The 24,616-nt window shown below is 43.6% G+C and carries 22 protein-coding genes; 21 read left to right on the forward strand and 1 reads right to left on the reverse strand.

Annotated features, from left to right (window positions below):
• Positions 1-234 precede the first annotated feature (234 nt).
• The 14 genes from esaA (at position 235) to ABVF09_RS09180 (ending at position 16,510) form a co-directional block, all read left to right on the forward strand.
• Complete coding sequence (gene esaA, locus ABVF09_RS09115) at positions 235-3,840, forward strand: type VII secretion protein EsaA (protein WP_371069042.1); 3,606 nt, start codon at positions 235-237, stop codon at positions 3,838-3,840.
• On the forward strand, positions 3,815-4,321 hold the full coding sequence (gene essA, locus ABVF09_RS09120) for a type VII secretion protein EssA (RefSeq protein ID WP_371069043.1): 507 nt from the start codon (positions 3,815-3,817) through the stop codon (positions 4,319-4,321). The genes esaA and essA overlap by 26 nt, the downstream gene beginning before the upstream one ends.
• An 11-nt stretch (positions 4,322-4,332) precedes the next feature.
• Positions 4,333-4,590, forward strand: a complete 258-nt coding sequence (locus ABVF09_RS09125; protein ID WP_371069044.1) for an EsaB/YukD family protein — start codon at positions 4,333-4,335, stop codon at positions 4,588-4,590.
• Between the two features lie 29 nt (positions 4,591-4,619).
• Positions 4,620-5,894 (forward strand): type VII secretion protein EssB, encoded by a 1,275-nt coding sequence (essB, locus tag ABVF09_RS09130; RefSeq protein ID WP_371069045.1) that lies wholly within the window; start codon positions 4,620-4,622, stop codon positions 5,892-5,894.
• A gap of 65 nt (positions 5,895-5,959) precedes the next feature.
• Entirely contained in the window at positions 5,960-10,411 is a 4,452-nt protein-coding gene (essC, locus tag ABVF09_RS09135) for a type VII secretion protein EssC (RefSeq protein WP_371069046.1), read from the forward strand.
• Between the two features lie 13 nt (positions 10,412-10,424).
• Positions 10,425-10,844: a YwqH-like family protein gene (locus ABVF09_RS09140; protein ID WP_371069047.1), complete on the forward strand. Its 420-nt coding sequence runs from the start codon at positions 10,425-10,427 to the stop codon at positions 10,842-10,844.
• Between the two features lie 3 nt (positions 10,845-10,847).
• Positions 10,848-11,147 (forward strand): TIGR04197 family type VII secretion effector, encoded by a 300-nt coding sequence (locus ABVF09_RS09145; protein ID WP_371069048.1) that lies wholly within the window; start codon positions 10,848-10,850, stop codon positions 11,145-11,147.
• A gap of 15 nt (positions 11,148-11,162) precedes the next feature.
• Positions 11,163-12,590: a T7SS effector LXG polymorphic toxin gene (locus tag ABVF09_RS09150; protein ID WP_371069049.1), complete on the forward strand. Its 1,428-nt coding sequence runs from the start codon at positions 11,163-11,165 to the stop codon at positions 12,588-12,590.
• A gap of 25 nt (positions 12,591-12,615) precedes the next feature.
• Positions 12,616-13,458 carry a hypothetical protein gene (locus ABVF09_RS09155; RefSeq protein ID WP_371069050.1) on the forward strand — a complete coding sequence of 281 codons (843 nt, stop codon included), beginning with the start codon at positions 12,616-12,618 and terminating at the stop codon, positions 13,456-13,458.
• Positions 13,459-13,482: 24 nt separating this feature from the next.
• Positions 13,483-13,941, forward strand: coding sequence for a hypothetical protein (locus ABVF09_RS09160; RefSeq protein WP_371069051.1), 459 nt, complete (start codon positions 13,483-13,485; stop codon positions 13,939-13,941).
• A complete protein-coding gene (locus ABVF09_RS09165) occupies positions 13,938-14,381 on the forward strand; it encodes a DUF5085 family protein (protein ID WP_371069052.1) in 444 nt (147 codons plus the stop codon). The genes ABVF09_RS09160 and ABVF09_RS09165 overlap by 4 nt, the downstream gene beginning before the upstream one ends.
• A gap of 45 nt (positions 14,382-14,426) precedes the next feature.
• Positions 14,427-15,056 carry a hypothetical protein gene (locus ABVF09_RS09170; protein WP_371069053.1) on the forward strand — a complete coding sequence of 210 codons (630 nt, stop codon included), beginning with the start codon at positions 14,427-14,429 and terminating at the stop codon, positions 15,054-15,056.
• A 1-nt stretch (position 15,057) separates the two neighbouring features.
• Positions 15,058-15,552 carry a hypothetical protein gene (locus ABVF09_RS09175; RefSeq protein WP_371069054.1) on the forward strand — a complete coding sequence of 165 codons (495 nt, stop codon included), beginning with the start codon at positions 15,058-15,060 and terminating at the stop codon, positions 15,550-15,552.
• Positions 15,553-15,736: 184 nt separating this feature from the next.
• On the forward strand, positions 15,737-16,510 hold the full coding sequence (locus ABVF09_RS09180; RefSeq protein ID WP_371069055.1) for a hypothetical protein: 774 nt from the start codon (positions 15,737-15,739) through the stop codon (positions 16,508-16,510).
• Positions 16,511-16,738: 228 nt separating this feature from the next.
• On the opposite strand, the gene ABVF09_RS09185 is transcribed toward ABVF09_RS09180, so the two are convergent.
• Positions 16,739-17,251 (reverse strand): hypothetical protein, encoded by a 513-nt coding sequence (locus ABVF09_RS09185; protein WP_371069056.1) that lies wholly within the window; start codon positions 17,249-17,251, stop codon positions 16,739-16,741.
• 139 nt (positions 17,252-17,390) lie between these two features.
• Between ABVF09_RS09185 and ABVF09_RS09190 the strand changes: the two genes are divergently transcribed.
• From ABVF09_RS09190 to ABVF09_RS09220, 7 genes are all read left to right on the forward strand, one after another.
• Positions 17,391-17,705, forward strand: a complete 315-nt coding sequence (locus ABVF09_RS09190) for a YolC/YozM family protein (protein ID WP_371069057.1) — start codon at positions 17,391-17,393, stop codon at positions 17,703-17,705.
• Positions 17,706-17,895: 190 nt separating this feature from the next.
• Positions 17,896-19,074, forward strand: coding sequence for a thiolase family protein (locus tag ABVF09_RS09195; RefSeq protein ID WP_371069058.1), 1,179 nt, complete (start codon positions 17,896-17,898; stop codon positions 19,072-19,074).
• A gap of 186 nt (positions 19,075-19,260) precedes the next feature.
• Positions 19,261-20,220: an N-acetylglucosamine kinase gene (locus tag ABVF09_RS09200; protein WP_371069059.1), complete on the forward strand. Its 960-nt coding sequence runs from the start codon at positions 19,261-19,263 to the stop codon at positions 20,218-20,220.
• A gap of 12 nt (positions 20,221-20,232) precedes the next feature.
• The gene (murQ, locus tag ABVF09_RS09205) at positions 20,233-21,150 is read left to right on the forward strand and encodes an N-acetylmuramic acid 6-phosphate etherase (protein WP_026571216.1); all 918 of its coding nucleotides are present in this window, start codon (positions 20,233-20,235) and stop codon (positions 21,148-21,150) included.
• A gap of 80 nt (positions 21,151-21,230) precedes the next feature.
• The gene (locus ABVF09_RS09210) at positions 21,231-22,613 is read left to right on the forward strand and encodes an ABC transporter substrate-binding protein (protein WP_371069060.1); all 1,383 of its coding nucleotides are present in this window, start codon (positions 21,231-21,233) and stop codon (positions 22,611-22,613) included.
• A gap of 192 nt (positions 22,614-22,805) precedes the next feature.
• On the forward strand, positions 22,806-23,699 hold the full coding sequence (locus tag ABVF09_RS09215; RefSeq protein WP_153463066.1) for a carbohydrate ABC transporter permease: 894 nt from the start codon (positions 22,806-22,808) through the stop codon (positions 23,697-23,699).
• Between the two features lie 59 nt (positions 23,700-23,758).
• A complete protein-coding gene (locus tag ABVF09_RS09220) occupies positions 23,759-24,589 on the forward strand; it encodes a carbohydrate ABC transporter permease (RefSeq protein ID WP_026571219.1) in 831 nt (276 codons plus the stop codon).
• Positions 24,590-24,616 lie beyond the last annotated feature (27 nt).

Here is a 24,616-nt window from a genome sequence, read left to right on the forward strand (position 1 = left end):
CTCTGAGATGGGCTGCACGGCTGATGTTGTGCAGCTCAAATCTTGTCGGTTTCTATTATTCTAAGAAAATTGTAAATTGTTCAAAGAGCCACGTACGTTTGGCCGGTCACCGGCTGTACCGCGAATTACACTTCTATGTTGAAACCTCCAGAAAATCGGAGTGATCCTTAAACTCCACTGACTCGATGACTTTTTGAACGCACATCACAAATGGTTTAGTAGGAGATGTCCCATATGAAAAAACTCGATAAACGCTGGTTGTTATTTTTATTATTGATTCTTATCCTTGGTTCTAGCTTATCTTACCTGGCGTTGAACCGGCAGACCGCTGAATCGGAAAAGAATGAAACAGATAAAGCTCAAAAAATGGCCATCGCTTTGGTCAATGAAGACAACGGTGCTTCATTGAATGGCGAAGAATTGGCTTTTGGTGATGCGTTTGTAGAAAGTATGAACAACCGGGAAGACCATGACTGGTTCGTTGTCAGCCGAGGTGTTGCCGAAAGCGGACTGGAACGGAATACATACGACATGATGATTGTCATCCCGGATGACTTTTCCGAAAAAGCTCTATCAATCGAGTCGGAAAACCCCGAACAAGTTGTACTCAACTATAAAATCAATGCCTCGGAAAACGAACAGATAAAAACAGAAGCAGAAAAGACAGCAAGCAACATATTGAACAATTTCAACCGCCAGATAATCGACGTTTACTTTGCCAGCATCGTCGGTAATTTACAGGACGCCCAGGACAACATCGGCGATATCATTTCCAAGCAGGCAGTATATACCCGGACGTTCAATAATCAGATTCAGGATCCTTTGGCAAATTATACGGATCAATTCGGCGCTATCCAGGATAATACCCGAATTTCCAAGGAAAGCTTCACAGGGTTCCAGGAAATCGTGAAAGACTTTGAAACCCAGCTGGCAGAAAACGCCGAACTGGATGAAAACTATCAAACAGGAATGCAGGAAGTCTTCCAGCTTGCTGAAAACAACGGCTCGCAAACGCTCGATTTCTCTCAATCTATCAATCAATTTGACGAATCGTTGAATCAATATGACGTCGAGCAGCAGTTAGATAATTTAAAGCAAGCCAATATCAACATCAATAACCAGTTTGTACAGCAGGATAACAGCCAGACAGAAGAACCGCCGGTCACCACGTTTATGCTCAGCCGGCAGAGCGTTCCACAAGCGCCGACAAACAATATCAAACTGGGCGCTGCTGCCTTGCAAAAGCATTTGCAGAAATCACTGGCGAAAGTGGAAGAGACACAGCAAGAGATAGAAGAACGGCTGAATCCGGAAAATGAAAATGGTTTTACCGGTAAGGTCAAAACACAACTGGATGGTATTCTTGCTTCTGCATTCAGAAAAGATGAGGAGTTGAATATCAATAAACTTTTCGAAAATCCGGATGAGAAGGCAAGAGATTACATAAGCGAACAAATAGCACAGCTGCCTTCACTCGATGAAGAGGACTTTGGCGGAGAAGGACTGCCAGCGACTACCGTTAGAGATATTGAAAATGTCATTGCGGTAACCAACAAGTACAACCAAGAAATCGATTATACAGCTCCGAAAAACAACACGGAGGATATTTTGTCCCACAAAGTGAAAGCATTGAAAGAAAATCTTCACTATTCCGGCTTGACGATGACGGATACAGTCGGAATCGAGAATGTTGAAAGCTTAGACGAAGAGGAGCTTGCTACATTCGAATTGAATATTCCTGACAAAGTCAAGGACAAATACTCCGTAGATCGATTAGTAGTAGCGAACAAAGACTTCACCTATGAGTATCAACATGGCGAGCAAATTGCTTTTGAGCCCACTGAAGGAAATCTCTCGGTAAATGTTACTCTCAGTTTGGAAGATCTAAATAGTCAGATTGATATTTTTCAACCTATTCCTTGGAGTTGGAAGCTACACTTTCAAAATAAGAAAAAGGAACAAAGCGACACATCGGAAACAGCAATGATAGAGATTCCAGAGCCCCGCCTGGTTGCAAATACAAGTACAGAGAATACTGACACGACAACAGAATCAACCGGAGAGCAAACGGAACAAGCGGATGAGACAATATCTACTAACGATGCAACATCAGGGGAAAACGGAACCGGAGGATCAGGCGATGGAACAGACGGTTCTGGAGGAACGGATGACGGAAATACCGATGGATCTGGAAGCGGCGGCACAGGCGAAACGAATCCAGACGGTGACGATACCGCTACACCTCCTGATGACGGTGGAACCGATGGAGGTACAACTCCAGGGGAAGATCCTACGGAAGAAGAACCACCTGTTGAAAAAGTGACCATCACGGACAATCGTATTTCTCATAAAGTAATGACACCGCTCGAAGAAGCTGACAGTGCTACACAAAACCTAATCAATGCCGTCAACAGTTCGGTCGTGCCTTATCAGCGATTATATGCCACCTATGAGACATACTTTGGGTTGGACATGGATGCTGACGACTTAAGGAATGACTTGGCCGACAATTCACTGACTGATTTGGCTGGAAAAGCAAAAGACAAGTCGCTCTATTATCTATTCAATGAAAAAGATATCAAAACGCTGCTTAAAGACTATATCGTCGGAAAAATCGTGGACGATGTCACAACAGAAATCCGGCAGCCTTGGGATAACCTGCATAGCAGAATAACCGCCTATCAGACCCAAGTTCAACAGGCCAAACAGAACGCTGACAAACTGGTCGAACGTATCAATCAGACTGCTGAAGAAGCTAAGAGGCTCAACAAGAACCTTGAAGCAACACTGTCCGACGTCGAAGCATGGCGGGAAAACAGCTTGCAGCTATTGGAATCCAACAACCAGCTGCAAACCAATCAAGAAGAAGAGCAAACTGCGATAATGGCGCTGGATCAGGACTTTCAGCCGCTATTGAGTGCTAGTCAAAGCCTTTCCGAGCAGGCGCAGGGCAACCTGAATTCTGCCGAGACGGTGTATGACACATTCGATCAAATCGATGAGCAGGCGGATACGATTCAGGAAAGCGGTACGGATTTGGTGAGCCAGGCAGAAACGTTGTCAGTAGATATGACGAACAAGCTGCTGGCTGATCAGGAATTCGCCGAGAATTTCCAGGGAGTGCTGGCGAACAGCAGAGTAGGAGACAGACAGAATGAGGAGTTATACGAGTTTCTGTCCAATCCGGTACAAACAAGCAACCAAGGTACAACAAGATCGATAGGATCTGCAACGACGGAAAATACCTTTACACCGTATTACCTAGTGTTGATTTGCTTTATCGTCGTGTTGTTCACAGCTTATGTCATCTCGACAATCAACCAGAAACGCCGGTCGGAAGACGCATTTGAAACAGAAAAAACATTGGCAGGCTTGAATGCGCCAATCACACTTGTTACCGGCGGAATCGGAGTGTTGGAGGGAATAGTTATCGGAGTGGTTTCTGGTTATTCAATGGGAATCACGGATAAAGCGCTGCTGCTTTTGACAGGTATGATCATTCTAATGATCACTGGCATGCTGCTGATAGCTACTTACCTATTGAGACAGCTGAAAATGGTGGGGATGTTCCTGCTTCTTATGGTACTCAGTATGTACCTCTTTGGTAAAAATGCCTTTGGTTCCGGGGTGGCAGGCATCGATTATTTGAAAACCTATTCCCCGCTCCACTACATTGAAGCGCTGCTTATGAAAATCTGGGATGGCACAGCAAACTATCAATCCGCTCTGCTTATTACAATCGCAGCGGTTGTAGTGGGAGCTTTGGCAAATTTATTTGTCCTGCATCGTGCAGACAATGAAGGAGACATAGACGATGAAAGTGACGAAAAAGCTGGCTAAACATTCGCTTTTACTTGCCGTTTCATTGCTGGTGCTGTTTAGTATCGCAGCACCGGCTGTGGTGGCGGAGAAGAATGGCTCGCTCGAAATGAAAATTGACCGGATCAAAGAGGAACAAAATAACAGTCCTTCCAATCATGAAACGGAATTGGATAAAGTTTTTCCTGACTTATTCGCGGACGAAACCGCAACTGTCATCGAAAAAAAGGAGACAGAAAACAATCAATCAATGGAAGAATTGCAGGAAGAGCTTTTTGCAATGAAAAAGGAGCCAGGCACGCAACTGCACGCGACAAGGGACTCCTTGTTTAAAGAAAACTATAGCCTGACAGCCTCTGCCACGACAACTGCCGAGGACCCGGAAGCAACCTCAGAGGAAAGTGACAGCGGTCTTGGAAACACCGTGTTAATGGCTTTGACCGGAACTGGCCTGTTGTTATCCGGCGGACTTTACATCATGATGCAGAAAACACTTGGTTAGGAGATTGACGCATGGCAAAGGACACCCATATCAATGTGACGATGGATTTCAGCAAACGAATAAACGGGGGCGGGATCTACGATCTTCGTATCCCCTCTCAGTTGTCTGTAAAACAATTGCTTCAATATGTGATGGAAACGTTGAATTTAGCCTATGAGGAAAACAGACGCAGCAGCATCAAGGTGGTGACCAAGGATCTTCTGATTGCAGATGATGATATGGTAAGTGATTATCCTGTCACGGACGGAGATATTCTCCTTGTTTTATAACGGTTACTAGATAAAAGGAGTCATTCGATATGAAGGAAAAGACATTACAATTTGAACAACTTTCGCTTCCCGTTGGGATAGAAAAGAACAGCTGGCATTTAAAACTGCCGAAATCCCAAACAAATGTAAAAGATATCCGGCAGCTTGATTTGATGCTGCAGCCTTCCGAATACTTTTGTCCGTTGACAATCGAGGAAGAAGCGGATGCGTTCCAATTTGATTTCCAGGTGAACAGCAGAAGAAAGCAGTGGAAGCAAATTCTGAAGCTCCAGCGGAACGAAAAGTTAAGGCTTCTATGCAATGTGGGGAAACTGGAACGTTATTTAACTACTAGAATCACTTTTTTCCTGCATCCGGACAATGTGGTATTCGATGACAATCTCATGCCTGTCGTCGTCTACCGTGGAATCCGCGGACTGGTACCGCCGTACGAAATGGAAGAAAGTTCGTTTTTAAAGCAGTATAAGTGTTTTATCATCGCCTTGTTTTCCAAAAAATATGATTTTGACCAGCTGTATAACGGTTCTTTGAAGGATGTCAAAGAGACCGAGTTTCAGCGGAAAGTGAGCGAGATAGACACTTTGGAGCAGCTTCATGCTTTTTTGTTGGAAAGTTATGAGGAGGAGCAGCGTAAAACGGATAAGACGATGTCTGTGGTTCCGACAAAGCGCTTCAAGCTCTTTAAGCAGCTTTCCATCGGGATGATTGTCGCTGCTGTACTGCTGGCTGTCCCGGTGGTCTATTATGGGTTGATGAAAGTGCCTTTTCAGGATGACCTGCTCACTGCCCATGGTGAATACCTTGCCTCTTCCAACAGCGGAGTGATTTCGACGCTGGAAGATGCTGATCCGGAAAAGCTGCCGCAGCAGACAAAGTATATTCTGGCCAATGCTTACATCAATGTCGAGAATTTGTCTGAGTCGGAAAAAGAAGTAATCCTCAAGAATGTCAGTTTGAAAAGTGACGAAAATTACCTGCTTTACTGGATTTATAACGGACGGGGGGATTTCGATCAGGCGCTTGAAACGGCAAAATATATCGATGACCCGCAGCTGATCATGTACGGCTTGATCAAAAAGATCGAGCAGGCGAAAAACAACCCCGATTTATCCGGAACCGAACGGGATGAACTGGTCAACGAATTGCAGGATGAGCTGAATCGCTATCGTGAAGAGTACAATTTGGATGCGGATGAAGCCGGCGATGCTATACAGGACAATGCGGATGCCGGATCAGAAGAACAACCAGCGAACGATACGCAAAGCGAGCAAGAGGAACAACAGGAAAACGATGCTCAAGAATAAACAGAAAACAACGATGAATGACTTCATGTGTTCCAATTGCAAAAGGGTTAGAGAGGGAGAAACAGATGGCGGAAAAACTACTTATGGTTACTTATCGGCAACAATTACATAAATGCCATTTATACGAATCGGCAGCAAAGCAGGTGACAATCGGGCCGGATTGGTCTGATGCGCTTGCGTTTCCAGAGATGGAACGATCTCTGTCAGGTCAATGGGATGGAAAGCGATGCACCATCGAAGGAAACAAGGTAGAAGAGCATGTGTCCATACAAGTTGCTGACGAGCAGCTCGATGCTTTTCTTCTCGATACAGATGATATGCAAGCATTCGACATAGCGGGCAAGGATACCGTGACAGTCGGCACCCATGCTTATGATGACATCACGCTGCGTCAATCGGAAGCCGATTTTGTGCTAAAAAGATTACCCGAAAATGGCGCATTTGCTTTGGAAGTTTCCGCTGGGAATGTTTATCACAATTTTGCCGGCGGAAGCGAACATGCGGTTGTCCTGCCGGGGGATCAGCTATTTATTGACGGCTTTTTGTTTTCCGTTGGTGAAAATGAAATTTATATCACTGCCTCCAGGCAGCGTTTCACAAGTAAATTGGTAGAGCTGGTCCATGTGGCCACTCCTTACACAGAAGAGTATCCGGACTACCATCGGTCTCCCCGGATCATTTATCGGGAGCCAGAGGAAAAGCGTACCATCGCCAAGCCATCCAACAAACCTTCCAAGCCGAGCGAACAGCTGGCGCGTACGATCGTGCCTCCGCTTGTCATGGTGGTTGCACTGGTGCTGATTTCCCTGGTTCAACCACGGGGAATTTACATTATGGTCATGCTTTCGGTAACGGTCGTCACCATTATTTTCTCCATCTCGTCCTACATCAAGAATGTGAAAAAGTACAATGCCGACATGAAGGAAAGGGAAGCAAGCTACAAAGCCTACTTGCAGCGGAAAACGAAGGAGCTGTACTCGGCAACAGAGGAGCAGCGCCATGCTTTGACCTACCATTATCCAAGCGTGGAAGAAATCCGCGACATGGCAGTCGGCGTCCAGGCCCGCATTTACGAAAAGACGGTTTACCATCATGACTTCCTGAATTACCGGACCGGGCTCGGCGAAGTCGACACTAGCTTTTCGATTGAGTTCAATGAAGAAGAATTCACCCAGGAAAAGGATGAGCTGGTCGATGAAGCCCGGCATTTGCTGTCCCAATATCAAACGTTGAAAGATGTCCCTGTGCCGGCATCGCTGATGAAGGGGCCGGTCGGTTATATCGGACAGCGGCCGCTTGTCCTGGAACAGCTTCAGCTGATGGTCATGCAGCTATCCTTGTTCCACAGCTACCATGATTTGCAGTTTGTCACCATTTTTCCGGAAGAAGAAAAAGGAAAGTGGGACTGGATGCGCTGGCTTCCCCATGCAAGTGTCCGCGATGTCAACGTACGAGGCTTTGTCTACCATGAGCGCTCGCGTGACCAGGTGCTTCACTCCCTTTATCAGGTGCTGAAGGAGCGCAAGCAGACACTGGATGAAAAAGGGAACAACAACAGGGAGAAAATCTATTTTTCTCCGCATTATGCCATCCTGATCACGGACGAAAAAATGATCCTTGATCATACCATCATGGAATTCTTCAATGAAGACCCGAGTGAGTTAGGTGTTTCGCTCGTATTCGTGCAAGATGTGATGCACGCCTTGCCGGAGCATGTCAAAACGGTCATCGATATACGGGATGCCAACAACGGAACGATTGTGCTGGAAGAAGGCGAGCTCGTCAACAAACACTTTTCTCCAGACCATTTTCCACAAGGATTTGATAAAGAGGAAGTATCACGCGCCCTGGCACCGATCAACCATTTGCAAAACCTGAAGAACTCCATCCCGGAAAGCGTGACCTTCCTGGAAATGTATGGAGTAGATAAAGTGAACGAATTGGCGATTGCCGAGCGCTGGGTAAAAAACGAGACATATAAGAGTTTGGCCGTACCGTTAGGACTGCGCGGAAAAGAGGACATCGTCCAGCTGAACCTTCATGAAAAAGCGCACGGTCCCCATGGACTTGTCGCTGGTACAACCGGTTCCGGTAAGTCGGAAATCATTCAATCGTACATTCTGTCGCTGGGTGTCAATTTCCACCCGCATGAAGTCGCTTTTTTGCTGATCGACTATAAAGGCGGCGGCATGGCGAATTTATTCCGGAATCTGCCGCATCTGGTCGGAACGATCACCAACCTGGACCGGGCCCAGTCGATGCGGGCGCTGGCTTCCATAAAAGCGGAATTGCAGAAACGGCAGCGTTTGTTCGGAGAGCACAATGTCAACCATATCAATCAATATCAAAAGCTATTCAAACAGGGAGAGGCAAGCGAGCCAATGCCGCATTTATTCCTGATATCCGATGAATTTGCCGAATTGAAATCCGAACAGCCCGACTTTATGAAGGAACTGGTATCCACGGCACGGATCGGGCGTTCGCTCGGGATTCATTTAATACTCGCCACGCAAAAACCGAGCGGCGTGGTCGACGATCAAATCTGGTCCAACTCCAAATTCAAGCTCGCACTCAAGGTGCAGAACGACGGAGATTCGAACGAAATCCTGAAAACACCAGACGCAGCGGAAATCACGCTGCCCGGGCGCGCTTACTTGCAAGTGGGGAACAACGAAATTTATGAATTGTTCCAAAGCGCCTGGAGTGGTGCCGATTATGTGCCGGATAAACAGGACCATGAGTTTGTGGATACGACTATTTATGCAATCAACGAGCTTGGTCAATACGACATTCTGACTGAAGATTTAAGTGGGCTGGACAACAAACAAGATATCGAGAAGACACCGACCGAGCTGGAAGCCGTCATCGATTATATCGCTGACTATACGGAAGCCCAGCAGATAGAACAGCTGCCAAGACCGTGGCTGCCGCCGCTTCCGGAAAGGATCAAAGCAGCGGACCTGCACCCGGTGAATTACGAAGAAGAATGGCAGAAGCCGAAGCCGGCTTTGCAGGCTACCATCGGCTTGCTGGACCAGCCGGAGCTGCAGTCCCAGTCTCCTTTGACCTTGAACTTGGGCAAGAATGGCCATGCCGCCGTTTTCTCCAGTCCTGGTTATGGGAAATCAACCTTTTTGCAAACCGTCGTCATGGATCTGGTGCGGCAGCATAACCCGGAGCAGTTGCACGTATACCTGCTGGACTTCGGCACAAACGGCCTGCTTCCGCTGAAACAGCTTCCGCATGTCGCCGACACCATCCTTGTCGATGAGGAAGAGAAAGTAGGAAAACTGATCCGCCTGCTTACAGCGTCCATGAAGGAACGAAAACAAAAACTGAGCCAATACGGCGTCGCCAACATGGAAATGTACGAAAAGGCCAGCGGCGACAACGTCCCAAACATCGTCATCGTAATCGATAACTTCGATTCGGTAAGAGAAGCAGATTTTTCCGATGAATTTGAAAAACTGGTCACACAAATCGCCCGCGAAGGCGCAAGTATCGGCATCCATCTCGTCATCAGTGCAGGAAGGCAAAGCGCCATGAAAATGCCGCTCCTTTCCAATATCAAAACGCAGATACCACTGTACTTGATTGAACCGACAGAGGCTAGATCGATCGTCGGCAAAACCGACATCGAAATAGAAGAAATTCCCGGAAGAGGTCTCATCAAACTGGAAGACCCTGCCCTGTTCCAGACCATGCTGCCTGCAGAAGGAGAAGAAACCCTCGAGGTAATCGACGCCATCCAGCAGACGGCGAAGGAAATGGATGAACACTGGCAAGGCGACCGGCCGGAGGAGATACCGATGATGCCTGAAGGAGTTATCGATTTCGAGAAATTTAAAAACAATAAAAAGACAAAAGAGCTTATCGAAAGGAATCAATTGCCTTTAGGGTTGGAATTTGAGGAAGTACAGCCTGTTTCTTTTAATCTGGAAAAATATCATCATTTACTTGCAGTAAGCGATAGAAAAGAAGGCATGGATAGAATCAACTGGGCCATTGCTAAAAATATCGCTTCATTAAGGGAAGCCTATCAAACCATGATTATCGATAACAACGAAAAACTGCTTGCGGAAATCGGCAAAGAAGTGAATGCCTATATTTCGGAAGAACAAGGAATCCTCTCCGTTAAAGTCGATTTAATTAGTGAAATTAACATGCGCTCCCAGCAACAGGGCGACTACGTAAATTGGATTGTCCAAATTGTCGACCTGCAGGATTTTTGTGAACGAAGCGGGATAACGGTAGAAGAGATGACTGTCTTGCTGGAACAGGGAGAAAAAGTCGGCATCAACTTTATTATCGGTTCGGATTACAGCTATATCGGCATTAGTTTTGAACAGTTGCCTAAGTATGTAAGGAACAATGCAACGATAGGGTTAGTCAGCATGCGGCTGGGCGATCAAGATATTTTCAAGCAGCCGTTTATCAGACAGGAAAAATATCCAAACCCCTATGAGTGTTATATCGCGATGGACCATCAGCATATGAAAATAAAAATTCCCGAATAAGGAGGAATGAAGTTTGAGCAGTGCAGAGCTTTACAGGTTGCGCAGACAAAGAGCCACTGTTGTTCAAGGAATAAGCAATTCACGAGAGCAAATAAGCATTCTCGCTGACAAAATCACCAGGCTTCGATCGGCGTCTTCCAATTTACAAGGATGCATCTCTTCTCTGGAAACGAGTAAGCAGCAGATCGACAGCTTATCGATCGACAAGAACAGCTGGAAAGGAAAAAACCAATCTAAATTCGAAAGCCATTATGATGCTTATAAAGACAGTGTGAAGGATTATGTGGATAAAACCATCGACGCTAGAGAAGGGATTGAAGATGAAATCCGACGTCTAGAGAATACAAGAATGGCCTATACCAGTGGTTTAAGCAATCTTCAATCCACCCTGAATTCTCTTGATTACCAAATCAGCCGGGCGAAGGAGGATTAAGCAATGGCAGAAGAAGTCGGCATTAATATGGATGTGTTCCGGTCCAATATCAAAAAGCTGCAGAGCTCTGTTTCGGGACTGGAAAGTGGGATGAAAACGAATAGATCGTTTGATAAAACGAACATAAAGCCGTTTATTGACGATTTGGAAAATACTATTAAAGCAATCGAACTTCTTGAAGAGTATAAGACGTTACTGATTTCGGATATAAATACCCTTGAAGAAACAGGAGAGAAAATGAGAGAGAAAGACGAAGAACTAGCAAGACCAATGAATAACATGGGCCCACAGCAAATTCGGTAAGGAGAGGAGGATTTTATGGTTCAAAAAGTAGATATATCTGAAGTCATTTCATTTTCTGATGACTTATACGCAGAGACTGAACAATTGGTGGACAAATTAAATATTATTAAAGCGAATATAAATCTTATAATTCAAATGGATTCATTTAAAGGAAAGACAGCAAATTCGGCCAAGGATTTTTTTACAGAGCTTCACACAAAAACATTGAGTGCATTTCAGGAATTGTTTTCAAGCCTGCAACATAATATAGACAGCCATATTCAAGCTTTTCATTCAGAAGTGGATACAAGCTCTTCTACAATTCTTCACAGTCAGTATCTACAGGAAAAAGAAGAAGATATAATTGACGGTTATGCAGAAATTAAGCAAACAGCGAGAGAAGTAAACAGTACAATTAACAGAGTTCTGGATATAACCAGTGTAACTACTCCAACTCTTTCGAAGGTTTCCAGTGAAAAGACCGAAGTAAATCAATTGCTAAATAAACTTAGCAAAAGTTTCGCTGGTTTTGTAAATACAGGAAGTGGAGACTCCGATGTTAAAACCATCATTTCAGAAATTAAAACTATGTTGAATGAAGCTAGTAAAAAGACAGGCACAGATAGATTTAATGATGAGAATATTATTACTAGTAATATGTCGGCAATAACTCTAGCAGTTAGTACTGCAAAAGAAAGCAGAACTTTTAACTCAAGTCACAAAATGTATAGAGCTGGAAAGCAAGGGGTACTAAGTACTTCTGAGCATCCCGATATGCGAAGAGGGAAAAATTCATACAGAATTAATGCTAATAAAAGAGCCTTATATGAATTAGGGGTAAAGCCTGATGGGAAGGCAACAAGTGATTTTAATTATCGACTTCCTAAAGACCGAAGTAATTGGGGTGACGCCGACTATAAAAGGGCGTTTCATAATCAAACTACTTTGAAATATGCAAGCAAGCAGGCAGGTCAAACTGGATGGTCGAATACAGGAAACAATGTCTTAAAGATGCACCCGGAAATGAAATATTGGAATGATAAAGTAAAACCAGTAGGTGTGCTTAAAACTACAGGAAAAGCAGCTTTAGAAGGAGCTGCTAATAGTTTCACTGACCCTTTTAAAAAGGGATATGGAGGAATAAAAGGTGTATCAAAATCTCTAGGTGTATTTGGTACAGGTTTAAATTATTATAGTAATTATAATGACGCGAAAAAAGATGGTTTAACTGGTAATGAAGCTGTGAAACGAGCTACTGTAGATACTACAGTAGATACAGCAGTAGGTGGGGCAATACAAACTGCATTTACTGCGGCAGGTACTGCTGCAATACCTATTCCTGGAGTAGGAACTGCAGTGGGAGCTATAGCTGGAATTGGTGCTAACTGGCTATTAAACAAAAAATGGGGGAAAGGAAAGGATTCGAAATCAGCTATGGATGTTATAAAAGGATGGTTTCATTAATCATTTATAAAGAGGGTGAGATAAAATGATGAATAAATTTTCGGAAAGTGATTTTTTAGTGTTAAGAGGTCCTTTAGAATCAGGAAGACAAAGTCCAGGAGGATTAGGTGGTGTATTAGTATTAGCCGTAATCCTTCAAGCACTGATGTTATTTTTAGAACATTTTGTAGGGGGATATTCGGTATATCCAAATAAAGATATTATATTCCAGTTTCATTTTGGGATATCTTGTATTATAGCTTTTTTATCAGTTATTTACATGATTCCGGCTGTTTATATGAATTCTCAAAAAATCCAATACTTTTTAAGCATTATAGCTTCTCAAAATCTTTTTGGTATTTCATTTTTGATAATGGCTTTTCTGGCATTAGGAGCAGATATTACAACAAATACCAACTCACTTGTAAGATTAACTTTTCTAACGTTAGGAGTAGGAGTTTTAATTTTCTTTTCAACTTATATTCGTTTTTATTTTTTGCTAAAAAAAGGTGAATTTCGTAAAGGAAGTACAAGGGATATCCAACGAAGTAAGCTGGAAACAAAGTCTTATTTACCCATTGTGATTATTGGCAGTACGGGGTTAGTTTTTATTTTGCAATATATAATGAGAAATTTTGATATGGTTGGTTTTGATACCATCATTATGGCAACTATCATGATTGGATTATTTTACACGATGTTATTTGTCCTGCCGGAACAACTAGTTATTCTCTACTGCAAATATCGTTTTGACAGCTTTAATTATGAACAAAACGGTCAATTAAAACCAATCCATGACCAAGATGGAAATATAGTCGACGAAAACGTGGATGAAGATATCAGTTACAAGGAGCTCTATGAAGAGATGGAAGATTGGGAGAAAAACTAACTTGTGGAAAGGATGAGATAATGAATGATTGAAACACGAACACTTTATTATAATAATCTATTAACTTATGAAATGAGAGATTTAAAATCGAACTGGCAAGAGGGTATTTTTCTGATGGAAGAGCTTATACTAGCCGAAGGAATATATAAAAACGGCCCGATATTTTTCTCGTTTTGTCCAGAAAAAAACGAAGAGAAATTCGGCAAATTTACATATTACTTGCCAATAAATGAAGCTGTTAAGTTAGAGGACGACAGTACCGATTTTTCTTTTCAGGAAACCTTTCAAATAGAAGAAGCCCTGACTCTTCGTCATGCTGATCAGGAGGTTGACTTTTATGCGGCTCATCAAAAAGTTAAAGACTATGCGGCAGAGAAAAACATTGGTATTACAGATACTTTTTATTGTGTGCTTCTGGAAGTATACGGGGATATCATCATAGATTTGTTTGTCCCCGTGGAAGATTGGAGCGGAAATGTATGATTACGGAAAATCATCAAATCGCTTACCGAAATGTCGTATCAAAATATTACAATTTTGTACCTGAAGAGATTGATATAGCGATGAAAGACTTTGATTCAATTTTGGAGAGACAAGGATTGCATACCAATGGAAATATGTTTTTTTCCATTCTAAGTAATCCCACGGAAGAGGTTATGACTGCGGAAATCTTTTTAACGATTGATGAAGATAAGTTTAAAAACGATACGGATGAACAAATGTTTTTCCGAAGTTATTTTTCAGTTAAACCTATGATAATGTCAAGGATTCTGGAAGACTTTGATGCTGCTTCGCAAGAAAAGTATTGGGAGTTGGTGCAATATCTGCAACAACGTGGGTTTACTCAAAAAACTCCAGTTTTCGTAGAATTTAAGAATAGCTTTAAAGGACGTAATTATGTAGAGATGAGTATCGGGATATAAAAACAATCAGAGTAAAATTACAAAAATGTAGTGGAGTGTGAGTTTATGAAGAAATTAATTATGTTGTTTATGGTGACCCTGTTTGTATTGGTGATGACAGGATGTAATAATGCTGAAAATGCGGCAGACGGGGAAACGAACAAGGGTAGTGAAACTTCAGAAGCAAATACCGAACAAAAAGAATCAGAAGAACCTGTTACAGAGGAGGAAAGTCAATCTACTGACGAGGTGGCAGAATTGAAATTACAGTTACAAAAACAAGATGAAGAGGCCGGTATTACAATAGAAGATAATGAGGTTTATAGTGCGTTAAACGAAGCAATCAAAGCTGAACCGAACATGGGCATTCCAGATGACTTTAGTTTGTATCCATTCGATATCCTAATGAATCCGGACGGAAACAATTCTATCGTATTTCTGGCAATCAACCGGTTGAAGGACCCAATTAAAAATATTTCATTTGATTTTAAATTCGGAAACGGGGATAGCCAAGAGTACATATGGGAAAGTACAGATGTCAGTCTGCCTGAAGGGCAATTTGGAACCCTGGAGTCAAACCACGCTATGCCGTTTATGCTTGATATCACACCCGAACAAGAAGCAATTTTTGAGACGTTAAATATGGATAACGTTGACATGCAGGTGGATAACTTCAATATGGAAATTGGTGGATAAAATGAAGAACGAGACTTATCGATTTTATGCCGATCGTTGGAAAAACGGATTCCTGGCGATATTATTCTCATTTCTGATTTTTATCTTATTCTCTAAGGTCTTAAATGATACTTCATATATGACGGGAACTGGTGTAACAGTAAGTTGGATAATAGTAGGATTAAGCTTTCTTTTTGCTGTGATATGTCTTATTAGAACCATTGATCCTAGACCTATAGTAGAAGTAAATGATGATGGGCTTAGGATTCAAACTTTCCTATTCTGGGAAGAATTTGTTTCTTGGGAGGAAATCTTAGAAGTAAAAAAAGAGAAATATACACAGCGTGCTTCCAATATCACACTAAATGCACATTTAAAAGTGACATCTTACTTCTTAAGGGTCTATCGGCCAAATAAACGTTCTATAGCAATTAACTTGTCGTTATTGAATAAGCGCGGTAATGAGTTCAATGAGGTGATTGGCCGATATATGAAAGTTAATAAAACGGTTGGGTGAAAGTATTAAACAATAGAGAGTCCAAGATGCACCTGCGAAATATATAATAGCAGGTGCATTTCGTTTTTCTTTTTGTATTTATTATGGATGAATCTGTTAATATTAGCATTTTTGCATATGGGTTTCTAATCTACTTTAAGTTCCCAACGGAAGGTTCGAATCATACAAAGTTAGGGATGATTGTATGCTGAAAGAGTTAAAAGAAGAAGATTTTGCAGTGTTGAGGGGACCCTTGGAATCTGGGAGACAGAGTCCTACCTCTTTTGCGGCTATATTGTTGTTATCTGTTTTTTTACAAAGTTTATCGTTCGTTTTAACGTATGTAGTTGCTGCAGACGAGACAATATTTCCTTATAAAGATCAAGTGTTTGTTACCCATTTGGTGATAACAGTATTATTGATTATTTTATCGGTAGTATATGCCATACCTGCTGTTTTTAAAAAAGGGGAAAAGTTCCAATATCTTTTATCAATTTTAGTGTCCCAAAACATATTGGGGGTATCTTTTTATATTTGTGCCTTATTTTTTATAGGATCAGAAAGAGGAATTACTGAACAGTCTCTCCTACAATTTACGGCCGTAACTCTATTGTTTGGTTTGATTGTTTTTATATTGACTTGTGTACGCTTTTTAATCCTTTTAAAAAAGGGGGCGTATAGAAGAGGTTCCAGTAAAGATAAGCTGCGTTCGAAGTATGAAAGGGGCATTAAGACATATCTGCCTATCATAATAACAGGTAGTTTGGGTGTGGTTTTCATTCTGCAATTTTTAATTAGATCGATTGGTATATATGATCTAGAAACTGCCTTTATGATGGTGCTGTTTATCCTGTTATTTTATGCCATGCTTTTCGTCCTGCCAGAGCAGCTGGTCATCCTCTACTGTAAATATCGTTTTGAAAGCTTTAATTTTAATGAAAAAGGTAATCTCAAACCGTTGGGGAGGAAAGGTGCATGAGAGTATGAGATCGCCTCTGGAAACTCTCCCAAAAGTAAGGATGAGGAACATTATGCTTGGAAAACTATCTGAGAAAGATTTCGCGGTTTCAAGGGGACCTTTTGAATCTAGAAGGCAAAGCCCTCAGTCACTAGCTGCTATGTTGTTATTTTAAGATTAGGTATATGCATAGTTTTTATATAAAGAAAGAGATTGCTTCAAAGCAACCTCTTTTGAAACCGCTTCTATTTAATTGTCATACCATACCTCACCACCCGCGATATGAGCAGTTGTTGCAGCCTCATTTCTAATTTGAAAGTAATAGGAATGTCCTCGATCCAAATGCGTAAAAGGAACATTAGTTGAACCTTCCCAACCGCTTGGCACATATACACTTCCTGCAAGACTATTGTCTGTCTCATAAGCTTCAATTGACATAGGATTGGCACTATTATAGGTCTTTAAAATAACACTGCCCGGATTATAATATGGTCGTCCATTAGCTATTAAAACGGTATTTATAAAGCTTGCTGAAGTGAAGGTGTCTATTTTCCAATCCTGTACTATATTGTGGATCTCCTGAAAAGCTTTTAATTCTTCCAGTGAATAAGGATAGATACGTTCATTGTTTTCATCATAAAATTTTAGTCCTTGGAGGGGTACGTTATCTTTTTGAACATCTGCAGAAACGCTATTCGGAATAACAACTAAGTACACTCCCAAACCAACAATAAGCGACGACAGTAATAGTTTTAAATTCAAAAAAATTCCTCTTTTTCTAAATATATTTAATTTATAACATAAAAAAGAATAAATGTGAATAATATGAATTTATTTTCATTCTTTGGTATTGAATCAGAGATTATATTTTGGGTTAATATTCTTAACAAGGAGGGTTAAAGTGAAAAAAGTATTTTTCGCTGTAATATCTGTTTCTCTTTTCTTCCTGCTGATATCATTAAATGTCGACAATTCACCAAAAAGCGAGGAAGAACGATTGGACGATGTATTGGATGCAGCTTGGAATCGATATGACGTTCTTGCTTATATGGTACTTCCAGAAGATTCCCAAATCTATTTCAAAATTGCTGATCAAGAAGACAAAGAAGAATTCAGACAAGAGATGGAAAAAAGGCTTGAAGAAAATGATTTGGCTGGTAAATATGCTCCTCACATTGTTTATAAAAGCGAGGAGAAAGCCCACCTTCAAGGTTGAAAAACAATCGAATTGATATAAAAATATTGCGCCTGCTGGAAGAAGCAGGTGTTTTGTTTGTTTTTAGTAAGAAGTACTTCAACAAAATCTCTCCTCCATCCTATTGCCAAAAATGTAAGCGATTACTTATAATGGAATAACAGTAAGCTGAAACGGCATTTCACTAATACTAATAAAAGGATGTGGTGGTATGGAGGAAGCGGTAATCGTCAGTGCGAAACGGACGCCGATCGGTGACTTTTGCGGTATGTTGAAGGATTATTCGGCAGTGGAACTGGGAACGGCTGCACTGAAGGGGGCAATCTCTGCTGGGGGGATGGAAGCCGGACTGATCGAAGAAGTAATTGGAGGACAAGTCTATCAAGCAGGCTGTAAGGGAAATACGGCCAGGCAAATTGCCCTTGCGGCAGGTTGTAGCGATGAAACCGTGGCGTTGACAATCAATCAGCAATGTCCGTCTTCATTACGGGCGGTCGAGATGATGGCGCAAAACATTATGCTAGGGAAAATGGAAGTCGGAGCGGTCGTCGGGTACGAAAGCATGACCAATGTTCCGCATTTAATCCAAGGAGCGCGAAGTGGATACAAATTAGGTGGCGGCAAGATTGTCGACGGGTTGCTGCATGATGCGCTGATTGACGCGTTTAACGGCTATCATATGGGAATTACAGCGGAAAATTTAGCACAGGAGTACGATATCAGTCGGGAAGAGCAAGACGCATTTGCACTGCAAAGCCACGAGCGAGCCTGCCAGGCTGCATCTGCAGGACGTTTCACCGATGAAATCATCCCGTTGGAAATAAAAACAAAACAGGGTACTGTGCAAGTGGCAGAAGATGAACATCCGAATCCGGAAACCAGTTTGGAGCAGCTTGCAAAGCTGACGCCTGCCTTCAAGTCTGACGGAACCGTGACAGCCGGCAATGCTTCCAGCTTGAACGACGGTGCGGCGGCCGTCATTGTGATGAGTAAATCAAAAGCAGAGCAGCTTGGTTTGCAGCCTTTGGCAAAAATCACAGCTTCCGCCTCAGCGGCTGTAAGTCCTGAAGTAATGGGAATCGGTGTCGTTCCTGCCGTGGAAAAAGCATTGAAGTTTGCCGGTCTCCATCATGAAGCCATCGATTATTGGGAAATCAACGAAGCCTTTGCCGCTCAATTTTTGGCAGTCAATCGTGAGCTTAAACTGGATCTCGACAAGGTAAATGCGCATGGTTCCGGCATTTCACTTGGGCACCCAGTAGGCTGTACCGGCGTGCGATTGCTCGTGTCACTATTGACCGTCATGGAACACCGTCAGCTAGAGAGAGGCTGTGCAACTTTATGTGCCGGCGGAGGTCCTGCAGCCGCCATGATCGTCGAGAGGTTCTAACAGACTATGTTCATTGGACAAAAGCTTAGGAAAAAGGGCTTGTGTCCTTTTATTTGGCATGCTTCAAAAGCATTTATTTCCGGTCGGAAGTCCCGTTTTGAAATATCATAACACTATTTAAATAAAATATTGACAAAAAAATTCAGCGCTTATATAATGAAAGCAACTTAATCATGGAGGATTCCCATGCCTTTTGTTATTGGAATAGATGGTGGAGGAACAAAAACTACCTGCTTGGTAAAAAAAGCAGGGAGCAAGCAACAAGAGATTGCGAGATTTCAAGGACCGGGTACGAACCCACATGTGGTGGGATTTGAAACGGCTGCTGCCAGGATCGGTGAGCTTATCAGAGGTGGACTCGAAGCGGTAAATGTGAACAGAGAAGAAGTTGCGGCTGTTTGCTGCGGTCTTGCAGGTGTCGGGAGAAATTCCGAGGAACAAAGGATGCAGAAATTAATATCCGATACGTTGGATTCACTTGAGATTTCCGAATATTGCGAATTAAATGTCTGTTCGGATTCCTATATAGCCCTGCGGGGAGCACTTCAGCCGGGGACGGATGAGGGAATTCTCGTCATATCGGGCACAGGGTCAAATGCCCTTGCTTTGACGAGCTCCGGAAGGCTGACGAAGAGTGGAGGCTGGGGCCATATACTCGGAGATGAAGGCAGCGGTTATTTTATCGGGATGAAGGCTCTAAATTATATGACACGGGCATATGATGGCAGAGACAAGGCTACGATGCTGACCAGCTTGATTCTAAAACAACTTCAGCTGGAAAAAGCAGAAGATCTTATCGCATACATATATGGCGAGCGACCAGAAAAACGGGAAATTGCAAGTTTGGCAAGACAAGTCATCGAGGCGTCTGAACACCATGACGAGGCGGCTGAAAACATACTACGCCAGGCGTCGGAAGAGCTGCTTGCACACGTTGAAAGCCTGTTCCGGAAAAACCCGGAGTTTACTGAACAAACGGTAGTGACCGCTGCTGGATCCATTTTTTCGTATTCTAAACTAGTAAAGGAAACCTTTATCAACGGACTGAGGCAGCGGAATCTGGGAATCTATCAGGAAGCATATCAAAGTCCGGCTTTCGGTGCGGCGCTTGTCGCCGAAGAGCTGGCACACCCATCTAAACAGTAGGGGGACGAATAAATGGAGTTGGCAAGCCTAGTAACTGAACAGCGAAATAAAAACAGCATGAAGCTGGATCAAATGTCGACAATCGAAATCCTGCAAACCATCAATCAGGAAGATAAAAAGGTTGCTGAAGCAGTCGAACATGTCCTGCCGGATATCGAGGTGGCTATCGAGCATATTTATCAAGCATTTTCAAAAGGCGGACGCCTTTTTTATTGCGGAGCAGGGACGAGCGGGAGGCTTGGTTTTCTCGATGCCTCTGAATGTCCGCCGACCTTCATGACACCGCCGGAAATGGTTCAAACCGTGATGGCAGGAGGGAGCCAGGCTGTCAGCAAAGCGCTGGAAGGCTCTGAGGATAATGAACAGCAGGGTGCGAAAGACTTGCAGGCACGGCACCTTACCGCTGACGATGTGGTAATCGGCATCACTGCAAGCGGTCGAACGCCATACCCGATTGGGGCTTTGAAGTATGCAAGGGAAGTGGGCGCGTACACGGTCGCCCTTTCCTGCAATGAGCAGGCTGTCATCAGCAGCCATGCAGACTGCAGTATCGAAGTAATCGTCGGGCCGGAAGTGCTTACAGGTTCTACGAGGCTGAAAGCAGGAACCGCCCATAAAATGATCCTCAATATGATTAGTACCACAGCCATGATCAAGCTTGGCAAGGTGCAGGAAAATTTGATGGTCGATGTCCATGCCAGCAACTACAAACTGATGGAACGGGCAAAACGGATCATAATGGAACTGACCGATATATCGTATCAAGCGGCGGAAGAGGCGCTGGAAGCAGCAAACAGACAAGTGAAGCCGGCCATTGTGATGGTGGAGTCCGAGGTTACATACGAGGAAGCCAAACAGGCTATCAAAGAAAGCAAGGGGTATGTCAGAGAAGCGATTGATTACGCCAACGAGCATTACACGCAAGCGTAAAAGGGGTTGAAACGACGTCTGTGGCCACAGGCTGTGGATGTGTTTCTCATAAATCAATTTTTCACAAAGGGGGATTTTGTTTGAAAAAGTGGAGGAAAGGTCCTGTTGGATTGTTGTGGGCTGCCATTCTGATTCTTGGATTGATGCTGGCAGGCTGTGCACCTGGAGCCAGCGGCGGGGATGAAGCAGAAGGTGGCCAGTCGGAGGATACGGGTGACACTTCCGATGGCGGAGATGACAGTGGCGATAGCAGTGGAGAAATCTCCGGCGAACTGGAGATTCAGTACTTTGTCGGAGGATACGGCGATTCCTGGTGGAAAGAAGTTATCGGGGACTTCCAGGAAGAGTATCCGGATGTGACGATTACCGAGCACGCCGGACCGAACATCAACGAAGAGATGCGTTCACGCTGGGTATCGGATGATCCACCGGATGTTGTCTATATCGACGGTGCCGGTTCCAGTGAAACACAGATGGTGGAAGATGGCCAGCTGATGAATCTTACAGACTGGGTGAATGAAATGGAAGTAGACGGTTCGCCGTTGCTGGACAACCTGATTGTCGAGCCGGCCGATTATGATGGCGACATCTACAGCTTGCCGCTTGTATTCGATACGTGGGGAACTTGGTATGATCGCGCATGGTTCGAAGAAGAAGGATTTGAAGTACCGGAAAACTTCGACAGCTTCATGGATTCCATGGCAACGATCAATGACAAGGAAGGCATCGCGCCATTTGTGACGACTGGTCAATATCCATACTACTTCCTGCGCGGCATGCTTTATCCGGCATTCGCAGCTGCGGGCGGTGAAGAACTGCTTGCCAGCGTCATTGATGGGGAGGAAGGTGCCTGGACTAGTGAGCCGGTGCTGGAAGTCATGAAAAAAGTAGAAAAGATGCAAGAAGCGGGTTACATCGATCCTGGTTTCGGTGCGTTGAACCATACGCAATCGCAAATGAACTTTTTACTTCATGATAACGCATTCATTCCGGTAGGTTTCTGGTTACCGAATGAAATGGCCAATGATGTTCCGGACGGTTTCGAATTCGGCTTTATTCCGTCTCCAATGCAAGATGCAGGGGATCCTTTTGCCATCGTTCCGGATTTGCGTCCGCTGGCAATCGCTGAAAAGGCAGAGAACCCAGAAGCAGCAAAAGCGTTTGTCGAGTTTGTCTACAATCGTGAATATGCAACCTTGTTCTCCGAGCATACCGGTGCGATCATGAACATGACAAATGTTGATTTGACCGGCAATGAGAATGTTCCGCCATACTTGACGGAAGCAAACGAAATGATCAACGATCCTGAGCAGGTGCAAATTTATAACAAGCCGCATCCAATGAGCTCAGACTTGGAAACACCGATTGGGGATGCGCTCACTTCATTGATGCTAGGAAACATCACAGCAGAGGAATTCGTCGAGAAAGCGGAAGCGGCAGCAGCCGAGTATCGTGGCGAATAACCTAAGTAATTGAAATGATTGGAATGTAAAGGCAAAGTATGAGTCTTTGCATTCCAATTTTCTTTTATGATGGCCTGATTGCGGGGTCATATCATGGAGCTGGCAAGGCTCCGCCAAAAAAACAAGATAAGATTGGATGATAAATGGGAGTGCTCCGGAGAAAAAATCTACAAAGCTGAAAAGGGTGATACCATGGTTCAATCAAAAAAACAGAAGTACCTGTTCCTGGCTTTTTGTCTAGTACCGACTATGATTATGTTTTCCATTTTTACGTTATATCCATTGTTTAATGGCCTTTATTATTCACTGTTTTCCTGGTCTGGCTCCTCCTCGGCGGCAGAGTTCACCGGGCTGAGCAACTATGTCAAGCTGTTCAACGATTCTATCATTCCGCGCACGATTTTCCATGATTACTTTTTAGTCGTCACGAAGGTGTTCGGCATCATGATTTTGGCCACTTTTTTTGCAGTCGCACTGACACAGCTGCGGATTAAAGAGGCACCTTTTTACCGGATTGTCTTTTTCTTTCCGAATATCATGTCAGTCGTCGTCATCGGTATTCTATGGTCGTTTATCTACAACCCAAGCTTGGGCCTGATCAATTCCGGTCTGGAATTGGTCGGACTGGACAGTTGGACACGGCCATGGCTTGGAAGTGAAGACTGGGCCTTGCCTAGTCTCGTGCTGCCATCGGTCTGGGCAGGGATAGGCTTGTTTATGCTGATGCTCATGGGCGGTATCTCCAATGTCTCGAAAAGCTATTATGAAGCAGCTGAAATCGACGGTGCTACGGAATGGCAGCAATTTTGGAAAGTGACATTGCCGTTGATCTGGCCGCAAATTAAAATTTCGATTCTGTACATAGTCATTACGACTTTGAACGGTTCGTTTATCATCGTTCAGGTAATGACGGGTGGAGGTCCGAATAATTCGACGCATGTGATGGGGTCTTACCTATATCAACAGGCCTTCCAGCAATATAATTTCGGTTATGGTGCAACCATCGGCGTCATGATTTTAATCCTCTCCTTGATCACCGTGTTGATCATGCAGTTTTTCATGAGAAGAGAAAAAGTAGAGTACTAACCCAACAGAGTTTCTGACAGGAAGCTTTCGGATTATTACGAGAAAAGGAGAGAGAACCTTTGAAGAAGTCATTATCGCGAATCGTGATCCGACTGCCGCTTATTTTATGGGCGATTGCAGTCATTTATCCGATACTTTGGATGTTCATCGGGGCATTTAAATCGAATGCAGAAATTTATGCCAACCCTTGGGGGCTGCCTCACGTATTCAACTTTCAAAACTTTTCCCAGGCATGGAATGAATACAATATCGATACGAGTGTGTTCAATAGTTTGATTGTCACCGTAGTTGGCGCTTTGTTGACGCTTATCATGGCGATTCCCACTGCATACGCGCTGGAACGGATTGTTTTCAAAGGGAATCGTTTTTTATTCACGCTGTATATTTCGGCCATGATGATTCCGACTGTGTTAGGCTGGATTCCGTTGTTTTTCTTGTTGATGCAGTTGAATTTGCTGGATAATATTTTCGGGTTGTCGATTGTGTATGCTGTCAGTCAGCTTCCGTTCAGTATCTTTGTCCTTACCAGTTTTATGGGGACTATTCCCAAGGCACTGGAAGAATCTGCGGCAATGGACGGACTGTCCCCTTATGGTGTACTATGGAAAATCATTACCCCTCTTTCGATGACGGGAATTATCACCGTTACCATCATGAATGCCATTCAATTTTGGAATGAGTATTTCATGGCATTGATATTCCTGCAAAGCGAGGAGAACTATACCCTGGCGCTGGCAATCGATTATATCAGCAATGAAGCGGAGTACACCAATGCCTGGGGTACACTGTTCGCCAGTCTTGCCATCGCGATTATCCCGGTCATCGTGTTGTATGCGATTTTCCAACGCCGGATTTCGAAAGGCATGACGGAAGGCGCAATCAAGGGGTAACGAAACCGGTACAAAAAAGGATGAGAA

The sequence above is a fragment of the Sediminibacillus sp. JSM 1682029 genome (assembly GCF_041366435.1).
GTDB lineage: Bacteria > Bacillota > Bacilli > Bacillales > Amphibacillaceae > Sediminibacillus > Sediminibacillus terrae.

What these genes read in the sequence shown, in the direction of transcription:
- esaA (WP_371069042.1), top strand. Translation starts at nt 235, where the DNA reads ATGAAAAAACTCGATAAACGCTGGTTGTTATTTTTATTATTGATTCTT.
- essA (WP_371069043.1), top strand. Translation starts at nt 3,815, where the DNA reads ATGAAAGTGACGAAAAAGCTGGCTAAACATTCGCTTTTACTTGCCGTT.
- ABVF09_RS09125 (WP_371069044.1), top strand. Translation starts at nt 4,333, where the DNA reads ATGGCAAAGGACACCCATATCAATGTGACGATGGATTTCAGCAAACGA.
- essB (WP_371069045.1), top strand. Translation starts at nt 4,620, where the DNA reads ATGAAGGAAAAGACATTACAATTTGAACAACTTTCGCTTCCCGTTGGG.
- essC (WP_371069046.1), top strand. Translation starts at nt 5,960, where the DNA reads ATGGCGGAAAAACTACTTATGGTTACTTATCGGCAACAATTACATAAA.
- ABVF09_RS09145 (WP_371069048.1), top strand. Translation starts at nt 10,848, where the DNA reads ATGGCAGAAGAAGTCGGCATTAATATGGATGTGTTCCGGTCCAATATC.
- ABVF09_RS09150 (WP_371069049.1), top strand. Translation starts at nt 11,163, where the DNA reads ATGGTTCAAAAAGTAGATATATCTGAAGTCATTTCATTTTCTGATGAC.
- ABVF09_RS09155 (WP_371069050.1), top strand. Translation starts at nt 12,616, where the DNA reads ATGATGAATAAATTTTCGGAAAGTGATTTTTTAGTGTTAAGAGGTCCT.
- ABVF09_RS09160 (WP_371069051.1), top strand. Translation starts at nt 13,483, where the DNA reads ATGATTGAAACACGAACACTTTATTATAATAATCTATTAACTTATGAA.
- ABVF09_RS09165 (WP_371069052.1), top strand. Translation starts at nt 13,938, where the DNA reads ATGATTACGGAAAATCATCAAATCGCTTACCGAAATGTCGTATCAAAA.
- ABVF09_RS09170 (WP_371069053.1), top strand. Translation starts at nt 14,427, where the DNA reads ATGAAGAAATTAATTATGTTGTTTATGGTGACCCTGTTTGTATTGGTG.
- ABVF09_RS09175 (WP_371069054.1), top strand. Translation starts at nt 15,058, where the DNA reads ATGAAGAACGAGACTTATCGATTTTATGCCGATCGTTGGAAAAACGGA.
- ABVF09_RS09180 (WP_371069055.1), top strand. Translation starts at nt 15,737, where the DNA reads ATGCTGAAAGAGTTAAAAGAAGAAGATTTTGCAGTGTTGAGGGGACCC.
- ABVF09_RS09195 (WP_371069058.1), top strand. Translation starts at nt 17,896, where the DNA reads ATGGAGGAAGCGGTAATCGTCAGTGCGAAACGGACGCCGATCGGTGAC.
- ABVF09_RS09200 (WP_371069059.1), top strand. Translation starts at nt 19,261, where the DNA reads ATGCCTTTTGTTATTGGAATAGATGGTGGAGGAACAAAAACTACCTGC.
- murQ (WP_026571216.1), top strand. Translation starts at nt 20,233, where the DNA reads ATGGAGTTGGCAAGCCTAGTAACTGAACAGCGAAATAAAAACAGCATG.
- ABVF09_RS09215 (WP_153463066.1), top strand. Translation starts at nt 22,806, where the DNA reads ATGGTTCAATCAAAAAAACAGAAGTACCTGTTCCTGGCTTTTTGTCTA.